At 39.9% G+C, this 13,024-nt stretch carries 11 protein-coding genes; 2 read left to right on the top strand and 9 right to left on the bottom strand.

All coding sequences use genetic code 11. The annotated features are described in order from the left end of the window. Positions 1 to 84: 84 nt before the first annotated feature. The 5 genes from ACT29I_RS03520 to ACT29I_RS03540 all read right to left on the bottom strand — a co-directional run bounded on the left by ACT29I_RS03520 (position 85) and on the right by ACT29I_RS03540 (position 6,291). A complete protein-coding gene (locus tag ACT29I_RS03520; protein ID WP_430936679.1) occupies positions 85 to 2,220 on the bottom strand; it encodes a Tex family protein in 2,136 nt (711 codons plus the stop codon). A 281-nt stretch (positions 2,221 to 2,501) separates the two neighbouring features. Continuing rightward, a complete protein-coding gene (locus ACT29I_RS03525; protein ID WP_430936681.1) occupies positions 2,502 to 3,752 on the bottom strand; it encodes a DEAD/DEAH box helicase in 1,251 nt (416 codons plus the stop codon). Between the two features lie 68 nt (positions 3,753 to 3,820). Continuing rightward, entirely contained in the window at positions 3,821 to 5,005 is a 1,185-nt protein-coding gene (locus ACT29I_RS03530; RefSeq protein WP_430936683.1) for a class I SAM-dependent rRNA methyltransferase, read from the bottom strand. Positions 5,006 to 5,022: 17 nt separating this feature from the next. Beyond that, positions 5,023 to 5,664 carry a 3'-5' exonuclease gene (locus tag ACT29I_RS03535; protein WP_430936685.1) on the bottom strand — a complete coding sequence of 214 codons (642 nt, stop codon included), beginning with the start codon at positions 5,662 to 5,664 and terminating at the stop codon, positions 5,023 to 5,025. Continuing rightward, on the bottom strand, positions 5,665 to 6,291 hold the full coding sequence (locus tag ACT29I_RS03540) for a DUF5063 domain-containing protein (RefSeq protein WP_430936687.1): 627 nt from the start codon (positions 6,289 to 6,291) through the stop codon (positions 5,665 to 5,667). A gap of 345 nt (positions 6,292 to 6,636) precedes the next feature. On the opposite strand from ACT29I_RS03540, the gene ACT29I_RS03545 reads away from it, so the two are divergent. Beyond that, complete coding sequence (locus ACT29I_RS03545) at positions 6,637 to 7,449, top strand: hypothetical protein (protein ID WP_430936689.1); 813 nt, start codon at positions 6,637 to 6,639, stop codon at positions 7,447 to 7,449. Positions 7,450 to 7,658: 209 nt separating this feature from the next. Here the strand turns inward: ACT29I_RS03545 and ACT29I_RS03550 are convergent, their stop codons facing one another. Further along, on the bottom strand, positions 7,659 to 9,563 hold the full coding sequence (locus tag ACT29I_RS03550) for a RecQ family ATP-dependent DNA helicase (RefSeq protein ID WP_430935673.1): 1,905 nt from the start codon (positions 9,561 to 9,563) through the stop codon (positions 7,659 to 7,661). 495 nt (positions 9,564 to 10,058) lie between these two features. Here ACT29I_RS03550 and ACT29I_RS03555 point away from each other — a divergent pair, with 495 nt between their 5' ends. Next, positions 10,059 to 10,973 carry a glutaminase gene (locus tag ACT29I_RS03555; protein WP_444792700.1) on the top strand — a complete coding sequence of 305 codons (915 nt, stop codon included), beginning with the start codon at positions 10,059 to 10,061 and terminating at the stop codon, positions 10,971 to 10,973. A gap of 63 nt (positions 10,974 to 11,036) precedes the next feature. Here ACT29I_RS03555 and ACT29I_RS03560 read toward each other — a convergent pair whose 3' ends face one another. The 3 genes from ACT29I_RS03560 to ACT29I_RS03570 form a co-directional block, all read right to left on the bottom strand. Next, positions 11,037 to 11,258, bottom strand: coding sequence for a DUF2795 domain-containing protein (locus tag ACT29I_RS03560; RefSeq protein ID WP_430935677.1), 222 nt, complete (start codon positions 11,256 to 11,258; stop codon positions 11,037 to 11,039). 73 nt (positions 11,259 to 11,331) lie between these two features. Beyond that, entirely contained in the window at positions 11,332 to 11,892 is a 561-nt protein-coding gene (locus tag ACT29I_RS03565) for a cob(I)yrinic acid a,c-diamide adenosyltransferase (RefSeq protein ID WP_430935679.1), read from the bottom strand. A gap of 219 nt (positions 11,893 to 12,111) precedes the next feature. Next, positions 12,112 to 12,825 (bottom strand): ABC transporter ATP-binding protein, encoded by a 714-nt coding sequence (locus ACT29I_RS03570; protein WP_444792701.1) that lies wholly within the window; start codon positions 12,823 to 12,825, stop codon positions 12,112 to 12,114. Between the last annotated feature and the right edge of the window lie 199 nt (positions 12,826 to 13,024).

The raw sequence follows: 13,024 nt of genomic DNA on the forward strand, positions 1-13,024 counted from the left end.
CATCAACCTTGCACAACAATGACCGTAAAAACAGAACAGCTTTTACCTCAAAACAACCCACTCAACCAAACACAATATAGAATCCTATTCTCTATCGGCTTCCTTAATGGACAACTGTATTCTTTTGCGCATCTTATCAACCTCCAGCACCTTTACCTTAACGTGCTGATGCAAAGAAACCACCTCATTGGGGTCGCTGATAAATTTGTTTGCGAGTTGAGAAATATGTACCAAACCATCCTGTTTTACACCAACATCCACAAAAGCACCAAAGTTAGTGATATTGGTCACGATACCGGGCAAGACCATACCTTCGTACAGATCTTCGACAGATCGAACATTTTTATCAAATTCAAATACCTTAATAATCTGGCGTGGGTCGCGGCCGGGTTTTTCCAGCTCAATCATGATATCCTTGAGTGTAGGAAGCCCCACATTTTCATCGATATATTTATCCAGGCTTACATTAGATCGAATTTCATTGTCATCTATCAAGTCCTTCACTTCACAGCCATTGTCTTTAGCCATTTTTTCTACAATCCCATAGGATTCAGGATGAACAGCTGAGTTATCCAACGGATTTTTTGCCTCTGTAATTCTTAAAAATCCAGCAGCCTGCTCGTATGCCTTTGGTCCAAGCCGAGGCACTTTTTTCAATTGGTCTCTGGACAAAAAAGCACCATTTTCCTTACGAAACTCCACTATATTTTTGGCCAATTGTGGACCCAGGCCTGAAACATAAGTAAGCAGGTGCATACTTGCCGTATTCAAATCTACTCCTACTTTATTTACACAAGACTCAACTACCTGATCGAGTGAACTTTTTAAATTAGACTGATCCACATCGTGCTGGTACTGGCCAACCCCGATTGATTTAGGATCAATTTTCACCAATTCAGCCAGGGGATCGATTAGCCGACGCCCGATTGAAACCGCGCCACGTACCGTAACATCATAATCAGGGAATTCATCGCGTGCAACCTTGCTCGCCGAATACACAGAGGCCCCATCTTCACTCACCACATACACCTGGATATCGCGACTATATTTTAAACTGCGGATAAAAGATTCTGTTTCGCGCGAGGCCGTGCCGTTACCTATTGCCACAGCTTCTATTTTATACGCATCTACCAAAGATGATATTTTCTTTGCCGCTTGCTTGGTTTCTCTTTGCGGTGCGTGCGGATAAATATTTTCGTTATGTAAAAGATTTCCTTGTGCATCTAAACAAACCACCTTACAACCGGTTCTGAATCCGGGATCAATAGCCAAAACACGCTTTTGTCCAAGAGGAGAAGACAACAACAGCTGTCTTAAATTTTTCGCAAACACCAAAATGGCTTCGGCATCGGCTTTTTCTTTTGAGCTATTGGAAAATTCGGTTTCTATGGAAGGTTTCAGCAAGCGCTTGCAAGCATCCTTCACAGCCAATTCCACTTGCCCGGAAGACTCCGTATTTCCTTTTACAAAATACCTTCCCAATCGATCTAATATCTGTTCTTCATCAGGCGAGATGCTCACCTTTAAAATCCCTTCTTTTTCGCCCCTTCGAATGGCCAGCAATCGATGACTTGGGCATTTTTTCAAGGGTTCGCTAAATTCGAAGTAGTCCTTGTACTTAACCCCCTCCTCTTCTTTCCCTTTCACCAATGTGGATGAAACAACCGCATTCCTTTCAAACACCGAGCGCACTATATCACGTGCAACTGCATTTTCGTTCACCCATTCCGCTATAATATCCCTTGCCCCCTGCAGCGCCTCTTCAAAGTCGGATACATCACTGTTCAGGAACCGGGCAGCTCGCCCTTCCACATCGCGCTCGTATTGTTTCATCAATATTTTAGCCAGCGGTTCCAGACCTTTCTCTTTGGCTTTCACCGCGCGGGTTTTACGTTTAGGTTTAAACGGAAGATAAATATCCTCAAGCTCGGTTGCATTAAAGGTATCAACTATCTTCTTCTTTAATTCGGCTGTTAAAACTCCCTGCTCATCCATCGACTTCAAGATAGCCTCTTTCCGCTTAACAATTTCCTGAAGTTTTTCGTATCGTTCTTTTACCAACGCCACATTGACCTCATCCATCGTTCCGGTACGCTCCTTTCGGTAACGACTGATAAACGGCACGGTTGCTCCCTCTTCTAATAATTCAATGGTATTGTTGACATGTTTTAGTTGCAGTTGCAACTCTGTAGCTATGATTTGTGATATTTGAGCTGACATGATGTATAACAGATCGTTAGATTTTATATATTTAGACTATAGACATATTCACATGACACTTAGTTTCCCCCCCCCTACAAGAGCCACACCCGAAGACACAAAATCCTCTTATTCCGATACTTAAAAGACTCGACAATGGAATTAAATAAGTCCTGTCTTTTAAAAATAAAGAAACAAAGTCTTACAATGACCGAATATAAACCCAATTTAGAAACATCGTTCAAATGAATATGACAGCAACACAATTGTTCTATCCTTAATAAACCAAATACATTATGGGCCTAATTCTTTTTGGCAGCTCTCTTTTTATATGGAGGCTTTTTACCACCTCCTTTTTTACTGCCACCCTTTTTTCTTCCCCAACCACTTTTCATTTTTGATTCAGGATCATATTTTGGTGCTTCCTCGTAATGGGGAGGCAGTGGAATTTTAAATATATTGGTTTCAATCAGTTTTTCTATTTTATGAAAATCAACCTGATCGTCATCGGTGATAAAGGTAATTCCAACACCTTGGGTTTGGGCACGGGCGGTACGACCAATTCTATGCACATAGTCTTCCGCGTCGTTGGGAACATCAATGTTTATCACGAGGTCAATCTTTTCAATATCGATGCCACGGGCCACAATATCAGTAGCCACCAAAATCTGGATGTTTCTATTTTTAAATTCCCTAAGCACCTCAATTCGCTCACTTTGATCAAGATCGGAATGGATTCCTCTGGCATTAAAATCATTCTTTTTAAGGGCACGAACGATGTCATTCACTTTTGATTTGCGCGAAGAAAAAATAAGAATACTAGGCAAATCTTTATCCTTCAACAGATCCACGATTAGGTCAATCTTCTGATGCTCATGGACCATATATGCAGCCTGCAAAATGCCTTCTGCCGGTTTTGATATGGCAATATTAATTTCTTCAGGATCATTTAATAGCTTCTTGGCCAAATCCCTTATTTTTGGGGGCATAGTAGCCGAAAACAGCAATCCCTGACGATCCTCCTTGGGCAAATAACTCTCTATCTGCATAATATCATCCAGAAACCCCATGTCCAGCATCCTGTCGGCTTCGTCCAGAATCAGGTGTTTCACCGATTTAAAATCGACATAGCCCATGGTCAGATGCTGAATCATTCTGCCCGGAGTAGCCACAATGATGTCTGCGCCTTTGGTTAATCCTACCTTCTGTTGATCCCACAAACCTTTATCGTTACCTCCAAAAACCGACATAGAAGTCACATCCAGAAAATAACTGAAACCTTCAATTTGCTGATCAATTTGCAATGCCAGTTCACGGGTCGGAACCAGAATCAAAGTAGTTGTTCCCGTATGACCTTCCCTTACAATTTTATCGAGCACTGGCAGAAGGTAGGCCGCTGTTTTACCCGTTCCAGTCTGGGCACAAGCAATTAGGTCGGCCCCTGTTTTAATTACAGGAATGGTTTTTTCCTGCACGGGGGTGGCATCTTCGAAACGCATGGCATCCAGTCCGTCCAGCACTTCTTGGGAAAAATCAAATTCGGTAAACTTCATGTATAATATTTTAGTATCAAATATCTGGATTTAAGTATCATGATATTGACAATACAGACAGTATTTAATTATTCAACATACAAAACTAATCCTTTAAGGTATTCTCCTTCGGGATGATAAATGTTTACGGGGTGATCGGCAGGTTGCGTCAATTGGTTTAATATCCTCACATTTCTGCCCGAACGGGCTGCTGCAGAAAAAACCGCTTTACGGAAAGCATCCTTACTTACCACCTGCGAACACGAAAAAGTAAAAACAATACCGCCCGACTTAATCTGCTCAAAAGCTTTTGCATTTAGCTTCTTATAGCCCTGCAAGGCGTTGTTCAACACGTTATTATGCTTGGCAAAAGCCGGAGGGTCCAGAATTATGAGGTCGTACTTGTCCTTTATGTCGTCGAGATATTTAAAAGCATCCGCTGCAAAAGCGTCATGGCGTTCATCGCCTGGAAAGTTCAATTCTACATTTTCCCTGGTCAGATCAATAGCTCTTTCCGAACTATCCACAGAATGAACCAAATTAGCCCCTCCCCTCATAGCATAAAACGAAAAACCGCCCGTGTAGCAAAACATATTTAACACAGACCTACCCTTACTGTAATGCTCCAGCAATGCCCTGTTATCGCGCTGATCGACAAAGAAGCCTGTTTTTTGGCCTTTTTCCCAATCCACACGGAATTTCAATCCATTCTCAATCGCTATTCTGGTACTAGATTCTCCATAAGTATATCCATTTTCCGGCTCCACTTTAGCTTTGAACGGAATGGTACCTTCCGATTTATTATATATGGCTTTTAATCCATCGCCAAATATTTCTTTCAGAATATCATCAATCTTATCCTTGATCAGAAACATACCTACCGAGTGCATCTGAACCACGGCAGTATCGCCGTACATATCAATAATTAGTCCTGGCATATTATCACCCTCTGCATGAACCAACCGGTAAGCATTGGTATTCGGATCGTCAATTAAACCTTGATCTTTACGTAACTGATAAGCCTGCTTTATTTTATTTTCCCAAAAGCCATCCGTTATTTCCACTTGTTCAAAAGAAACAATTCTAATGGCAATAGAACCTATTTGATAATGTCCTAACCCAAGAAATTCGTCTTTATTGTCAAAGACTTCTACGATCTCTCCTTCGGCAGGCTCGCCGTAAATCTTTTTTATGGCACCACTGAAAACCCAGGGGTGAAATCGGCGTAAAGACTGATCTTTCCCTGATTTAAGAACAACTTTTATATATGACATGAAATGATTGTTATTATTTAAGATTGATTATTGACGCTTGCAGTATCCACATCAATTATTTTACTTGAATCCAAATGATTCAGTTTTTTAAATATTTCAAGTGCAACCCACGAATCGGTTGCGGCATAAACCATTTGACCTTGTGTCAACTGATCCGCTTCCCAATTGGACAGGCGCTGTCGTTTTGAGACTCTGAACTCCAACAGAATACCCGCTAACTTCTTCAGCGAAAAATCCTTGAGCCCTTTATCCACCGCCATGGTTTGCAACTCTACAAACCCGCCAGGCGTGAATTCTTTCAATTTTTGCAAACCCCTTATATCGTCCCTGATTCCAACACCAACCTTTTTAACCTTTTCGTTACTCAACAAATGAAGCAGATCCGAGGTTACTCCCGTTTTATTGGTACGTATTAAATAGGTGGATTTTTCGGTGGTCAGTTGGATCAAAGAAATGAGGTTGGTTTTTCCTTTTTTAAACGAAGGACGGGTTTCGGTATCGAAGCCCAGTACCTTTTCTCCATTAATTTCCCTGATTACCTGAGGAATATCTTCAGTATTCTCCACCACTACAATCTCTCCTTTGTACGAATGCAAAGGTAAATCATTAAGCGCTTCGTTTGTAATTGTATTTTTTATTAAATTATCTTCTCTTTCCATTTAATCCTCCCCTTCCTGCCATTGGTCCTGAAATCTATTGAACCAATTGTTCGTATTTTCTCTCTCTCCACTGCTATTCATATCAAACCCTGCCTCTTCATCCAAATCTTTATCGCTATATAAAACGTTGTGACATGCCCTAAGCACGTTCACCAGCTTTTGTCCCCAATATAACTCGAATGAATTTACCAACTCTGCCAATGCATCGTTCATTATTTCTGTTACTCCTATCCTGTATGCAAATAGAAAATCTTTTACATCCTGGTAGATATCTGTCAGATTTTCGGAAATACTTGAAGCTACATCCCGTTGGTCCTGCTCATTATCGGGAACAAACACTTCTAAAAAATCATCGAATTGCCCAAACTTGTTCAACAGAACATGCTGAATCCTTATATAATCTTCTTCCCTTACCGTTTTCTCAATACTTTCGTCCAATCCAAACTCCGTTTTTGGCAAAACCACAGCTTTTATATACAACAATGGCAGTATACGGGTCATTACCGTAAAAAGTTCCCGGGTAGACAGTTCTTCGGCACTTTCCAATTGATTACAGTACTCATTACCGACAGTCACAAATTCGAGCACGTTTTTTGAAAAGACTATATGGTTTAATTCTTCTTCCATTTTTTAATAAGATAAGAGATAAATACTTGCCCATATCGGTATCCACATTAAGAAATGAACCAAGTACTATACTCATCACAACCAGTATATCGTTTTATTGATATATACAATAGTTCGCAAAATTAACAAATTAAACCGAAAATAAAGGATCATAAAAATATTAGTCGATTCGCATTGCCCAGGAAACATAAAAATAGTGGTCAATTCAGCACCATATTAAAAATATTGGCATAGTGATTGTTTGAAAAAGAATAACCTGGCATGGACAAGCCCCCAAAAGATGTCCCTAATACATTTTGCTTGCCCAAGTAATATTTTTATCAACCACCTAAACAAGCATTTAACATGAGAACATCTTTACTCATTTACCTTGCCCTTATTGTAATATTGACAACACTACTCAGTTCCTGTACGGCCTATCAATATTCCACATTAAGCAGCGATCTGCCTACATCGCAATTCAATGATTTCTTTTACGAGAACGACACCCTCCAAATCGTTTATTCTTTTGCTGGCAAGGGAGCACTCATGACCATTGATATATTCAACAAACTGGACAAGCCGATTTTTATAAACTGGAATCAATCATCCGTTGTGGTAAATGGCATTACTACTTCCTTAAACTCTCAAGTATGGGGGGCGGGCGATCTATCCGGACTAACAGAAGAATATATTGATGGTGATGGTACTTTTACTAGCAGTACGACTATCAACAATTTAACCTCTGCACGCGCCAATAGCAATGAGTATATCCCAACAAAGTCACAGTTTTCCATTTATTATGATCTGGGTCAGAACCAATTTCTCAAAACAATTAGCAAAGATTCAACACTCAGAACAAATGTTATCTTAGCAAATTCGGAACCTTTAACTATTAAAGAACATTTATTTATACGTGAAACTTCTCCATTTAAATTTAGATGTATCATTACCTATTCTGACGATATTGATGCAAACAATAAATACTGTGCCAGTAATGAATTCTGGGTTTCAAGCATATTCAGGACTACCTCAGGAAATGTAAAAAACAGGGAAGATACTTTTTACAACTCAAAAACAACTGATTTTGGAAATTTTATGACTGGTGTAGCTACGGTGGCCGTTATAACCGGCTATGTGCTTTTAAAGGTTGCAGAAATATCTGCTGCCCAAAAGTAAACAAGGTAGGTAATACCGAAGCCAAACCACTTTAACCCGCAATATGCATTAGAAATTCTATTACACATTGAAATTACTTTAGAACAAGACACTTCGTTGCATCACTTCAACTCACCAGAACGATGCTCCCGAAAGTAATCGGGACAAGTTATGCCTTGTTTCATTGTTCTTGCAATGCTCATGACGAACCTCCAATACATAATCCGGGTTTAACTTTTCTTCAGTTGCCATTTTTCATGATCATCGGGATATATTATCTCATTATCTGCTAACCAATTAAAAATATCCAGCCATTTTTTTTCTGGGATCTTAATTATATTCTCAATTTCATGATAGGATTTTGGGCTGGATAAAATTTCTTTTAGTTTGGTTTCAATTTCGTCGGCCTGCTTGCTATCCAATCCTCTTTTCTTCTTTTCGATGCACACGTCACATTGGCCACAGTCCCTGGTGTTTATCTGGCCAAAATAATGAAGCAAAAAGCGACTTCGGCATATATGGGAAAATTCAGAATAGTCGATAACAGCTTTCACCCGTTCCTCATATTGTTTTTTACGGTCACGATACACTTCATGGGGCAACTTCAGATATCGGATTTCCTCGCGGGGGCGAATATATTGAATCAGTGGTGTCTTTTTTTGGGGGATATAATGAATAATTTTAAGGTGATTTAACTTGTTTAAATACTGATAAACCAAATCGACGGAAACGTTGGCACGCTGAGCCAGCAACTGTTCGTTAATGACCACGTACTCTGTAAAGAATCCTGTATAAGAGCGCAACAGCAGTTTAATAAAGGAATTAAACTGTTCATTTTTCACCTGAAAATTATACAATTCCATCTTCTGAACCAAAAAATGCGCCCGCGATGGCAGGTTTACCTCTTCGCTATATTCAATATAACCGGCACGTTGCAATATTTTAAGGCTATTAAAAACGGTGAGCAAATTAAAATGGTAGGCTTTACAAAACTGTACCATATCAAAGTCGTACACCATCTCCTCACCATGTCCGGTCGCCAGTTGAAAAAAATTACCCAAGGCATTGTACACCCTAAAAACAACATCTTTCTCAGGGAACGACACGGTAACATTTTTCTTTAACCTGGTTTTATCCCCCGCTGACCATAGCTGAACCGCATAAGCTTTTTGACCATCCCTTCCTGCCCTTCCTGCTTCCTGAAAGTAAGCCTCTATAGAATCCGGTGCATCCATATGAACTACCAGACGAACATCCGGTTTGTCAATCCCCATTCCAAAAGCATTGGTACAAACCATCACCTGCACCTCATCGTTCATCCATTCTTTCTGCCGCCTGTCCTTTGATTCATGCGTTAATCCTGCATGAAAGTTATGGGCTCTGATACCATTCTCCCTTAACCACAAGGCATATTCCTTGGTCTTTTTTCTGTTACGAACAAAAACAATCGTACATCCGTCAATAGACTTTACTATTTTGACTAATTGATTTAATTTATCATCTGTTTGACGGACAATGTAGGCCAGATTCTCCCGCTCAAAGCTTTTCTGAACAACATTCTTCTTAGCGAACAATAGGCGTTCCTGAATATCTTCAACTATTTGAGGTGTTGCGGTAGCTGTCAATGCCAATACCGGAACACCGGGGACTTCCTTTCGTAGTTCTGCTATTTTAAGATAAGAAGGTCTAAAGTCGTATCCCCACTGACTGATACAATGAGCCTCATCCACCACAATCATGCTCACATTAAAATGCACCAACTTTTCCAGGAACAAAGGAGTTAACAAGCGCTCGGGTGATAGGTATAAAAATTTATAATCCCCAAAGATACAATTATCATAGGCAATATTAATTTCACGCCTGCTTAAACCCGAATAAACAGCCACTGCCTTAATATTCTTTTTTCGCAAATTAGTTACCTGGTCTTTCATCAGTGCCACCAACGGAGTCACCACCAAACAAATACCTTCTTTGGTCATTGCCGGAACCTGAAAAGTGATAGACTTTCCACCTCCTGTTGGCAATAATCCCAAGGTATCTTTACCATCACCTATAGCCTGCACTATCTGATCCTGCATGGCTCTAAAACCATCGTAGCCCCAGTATTTTTTTAATATTTGAAGGTATTTTTCCAATGCGAATAGTTTGAAAAAACGAAGATACAGAAATATCAGGAATCCATAGTTACATAACATATACTCATATGTTACAATTAGAAAAGCGCGCTATTTTCAAAATTATTTAACTGACGATAAGAAGCAACCAATTCTGACTTATTGCATTTGGTAAGAGACTGTCCAAACTCTATTAGACAAAGCGAAGCTTTTTGATGAAGCCTTAACTAACCAGATCCATTTTACCCGCAATATGCATTAGAAATCCTGTTACGCAATTAAACTACTTCCAAACAAGGCGTTTCACGGAGTTGCTTCAACTCACCAGAGCGGTGCTATGCCTCGTTTCAGCAACTCCTTGTTTTATCGTATTTTAAATACTCATTACGTACCTTTAATACATAATCCAGGTTTTAATGCATGGAAACAAAATCCATCTTTCATGCTTTTTTCCCACATTCGTCATTTTTTTTATTGCTGATATTGGTGTAATTAGTCCATACATATTTATTCGCTATGCCCTATCAGCAAATCATTAACGATACCTACCACCAAATTAAGTCTGGAAAAGACGAGGGAGAGGCAGCTTCCTATATTCCTGAACTGGCCAAGGTAGATCCGGAAAACTTTGGAATTCACCTTATTACCATCGACCAACAGGAATTTGGCATTGGCGACCGGTATACCCAATTTTCTATCCAGAGTATTGCCAAGGTACTTTCCTTAAGTTTGGCCTTTAAACTCTGGGGGTCAAAAATATGGGAGCGGGTAGGTGTCGAACCCTCAGGAACGGCCTTCAATTCCCTGGTACAACTGGAGCTGAACAAAGGTATACCACGTAATCCCTTTAACAACGGGGGCGCCCTGGTTATTGCCGATATGCTCGTGGGTGAGTTTAAAAATCCTGAAGCAGAATTCCTGCGCTTTATACGAGAGATTAACAACGATAACAAAATCGACTATAACCTCTCCATTGCCAAATCGGAAAAATCGGTGGGTTACAGAAACATAGCTATCTGCAACTTTATAAAATCGTTTGGCAACGTGCTAAACGAACCCGAAAGAGTGCTGGATTTTTACTTTACCATGTGCTCTTTAGAAATGACCTGCCAAGAGCTGGCACAAACGTTTTTATTTTTGGCGGATGACCATTTCCGTAATACAAAAGGCGAACGAATCCTAAATATGAGCAAAGCAAAAAGAGTGAATGCCTTGTTGCAAACTTGCGGTTTTTATGACGAATCGGGTGAGTTTTCCTTCACGGTAGGACTTCCGGGCAAGAGTGGCGTAGGAGGAGGAATTATCGCTGTCTTTCCTGATAAATACAGCATAGCCGTGTGGAGTCCTAAGTTAAATGCCAAAGGCAATTCGTACCGAGGCATGAAATTTCTGGAAGCGTTTACCACAAAAACAGAGTCTTCTATCTTTTAAAAAACAAAAAACGCCTTAGATAATTAATCCAAGACGTTTTTAATCTCATAAGTCCCTGATGTGTTAATACTCATCTTCGTTAAAGAAAAAATCATCCTTGCTAGGATAGTCAGGCCAAATATCTTCAATAGTTTCGTATAGATCACCTTCATCCTCTATCTCCTGAAGATTTTCAATAACTTCTAATGGTGCCCCCGAACGAATTGCGAAATCGATTAACTCGTCCTTAGATGCCGGCCAGGGTGCATCCTCTAATTTTGATGCTAATTCTAGTGTCCAATACATACCCTGAATTTTTATTTATTATTTGTTAAATATATTTTTATATTTTCTGCGAATATAAAAAAAAAGTAATAACCTACAACTCGGGAACCCAAGGAATTTCATTTACACCGCAATGTTTTGACAAATGACGCGATAAAACAAACAAATAGTCCGAAAGTCTATTTACGTACCTAATTACCCAAGGGTTCACTTCGGATTGATCTGCCATGTCAAGAATTCTTCTTTCAGCCCTTCGGCAAATCGTTCTTGAAATATGGCAATAACTGACGCCGGGATGACCTCCCGGCAGAACAAAGTACTTCATAGGAGGTAAATCACTTTCCATCCTGTCCATTTCCTTCTCCAGGGCTTCAATAATGCTCTCGTCGTAATTCAACTTGTCCCTCAAGTCTGTAACATTGGAATCTGTTGCCAAATAGGCCCCTATCACAAACAATTTTTTCTGAATATCGATAATTTGATTTTCTGTCGCCTTATCCACTTCATAGGAACGAATCATCCCAATAAAAGTATTCAACTCATCAACCGTTCCATAAGCTTCGAGCCTGTAGTGATTTTTTGCAACTCGCGTGCCACCTATCAAACTGGTTTTTCCTTTGTCACCTGTTTTTGTATAAACTAAACTTTTACTCATGTCATATATATTATCCATTACCGGAACCTACCACCTATTAACGACGGAAAGCAAGATCAATTATTATATCTCGAACATTAAATGGATCATTGGGCTTTAGATCAAAAACAATAAACTTATTTACAAGGCACCTGCAATCAATTTATTTGCAAATCGCGCCCTGTTGCACAAATAGCTCCAACTGACACCACTATAATTTAATGGTTTATTTCAAGATTTCTATAACACTTCGGATACCGAAATGTTTTCATTTTTAGTATCTGATTCAATTACACCGTCACGTAATCGAATAACCCTGTGTGCATATTGGGCTATTTCCTCTTCGTGCGTTACTAAAATGATGGTGTTACCCATAGAATGGATATCCCCAAACAAGCGCATAATATCAACCGATGTTTTCGAATCCAGGTTACCGGTTGGCTCATCGGCCAATATGATGGAGGGATTGTTTATCAATGCTCTGGCAACGGCAACCCTCTGGCGCTGCCCGCCCGAAAGCTCATTGGGTTTGTGAGCGGCTCGGTCTTCCAATCCAACTTTCCTGACAACATCCTCTCCTTTTTTTAATCGCTCTTGTTTTGAGATGCCTGCATAAATCAGCGGAAGCATCACATTTTCAAGCGCAGAATATCTTGGCAACAAATTAAACGTTTGAAACACAAAACCTATTTCTTTGTTCCTGATTTCGGCCAATTTATCGTCGTTCAAATGGCTCACATCGGTTCCGTTTAACACGTATGTCCCTCCCGTAGGTGTATCCAAAGCACCAATAACGTTCATTAACGTGGATTTACCGGAACCTGACGGCCCCATAATAGCGACGTATTCACCTTTTTTAATCTCCAGGTCGATACCCTGTAAAGCCTTAACAACTTGTGTTCCTACCTGGTAATGTTTGGTGATTCTACTGATTTCGATGATATTCTCATTCATAGGTAATATGCTCCTTTTGGTTATAACAAAGATAATTTTTTATGGTTGATGTGGAGAATGATTTGAATATTTATTGTTCGGGTTGAACCATACATATACATCAGGAAATACCAGCTTGCCTGCTGGCTGGTATCACATATCGAAATAACCACAAAACAAGACACTTCGTTGCTTCAGCCGAATGATAATCCGGGTTAAA

This window comes from Saccharicrinis sp. GN24d3 (genome assembly GCF_052400645.1).
GTDB lineage: Bacteria > Bacteroidota > Bacteroidia > Bacteroidales > Marinilabiliaceae > Saccharicrinis.

Coding starts and splice junctions, on each gene's coding strand:
- ACT29I_RS03525 (WP_430936681.1), bottom strand. CDS start 3,752: ATGAAGTTTACCGAATTTGATTTTTCCCAAGAAGTGCTGGACGGACTG.
- ACT29I_RS03535 (WP_430936685.1), bottom strand. CDS start 5,664: ATGGAAAGAGAAGATAATTTAATAAAAAATACAATTACAAACGAAGCG.
- ACT29I_RS03530 (WP_430936683.1), bottom strand. CDS start 5,005: ATGTCATATATAAAAGTTGTTCTTAAATCAGGGAAAGATCAGTCTTTA.
- ACT29I_RS03560 (WP_430935677.1), bottom strand. CDS start 11,258: ATGTATTGGACACTAGAATTAGCATCAAAATTAGAGGATGCACCCTGG.
- ACT29I_RS03540 (WP_430936687.1), bottom strand. CDS start 6,291: ATGGAAGAAGAATTAAACCATATAGTCTTTTCAAAAAACGTGCTCGAA.
- ACT29I_RS03520 (WP_430936679.1), bottom strand. CDS start 2,220: ATGTCAGCTCAAATATCACAAATCATAGCTACAGAGTTGCAACTGCAA.
- ACT29I_RS03565 (WP_430935679.1), bottom strand. CDS start 11,892: ATGAGTAAAAGTTTAGTTTATACAAAAACAGGTGACAAAGGAAAAACC.
- ACT29I_RS03555 (WP_444792700.1), top strand. CDS start 10,059: ATGCCCTATCAGCAAATCATTAACGATACCTACCACCAAATTAAGTCT.
- ACT29I_RS03570 (WP_444792701.1), bottom strand. CDS start 12,825: ATGAATGAGAATATCATCGAAATCAGTAGAATCACCAAACATTACCAG.
- ACT29I_RS03545 (WP_430936689.1), top strand. CDS start 6,637: ATGAGAACATCTTTACTCATTTACCTTGCCCTTATTGTAATATTGACA.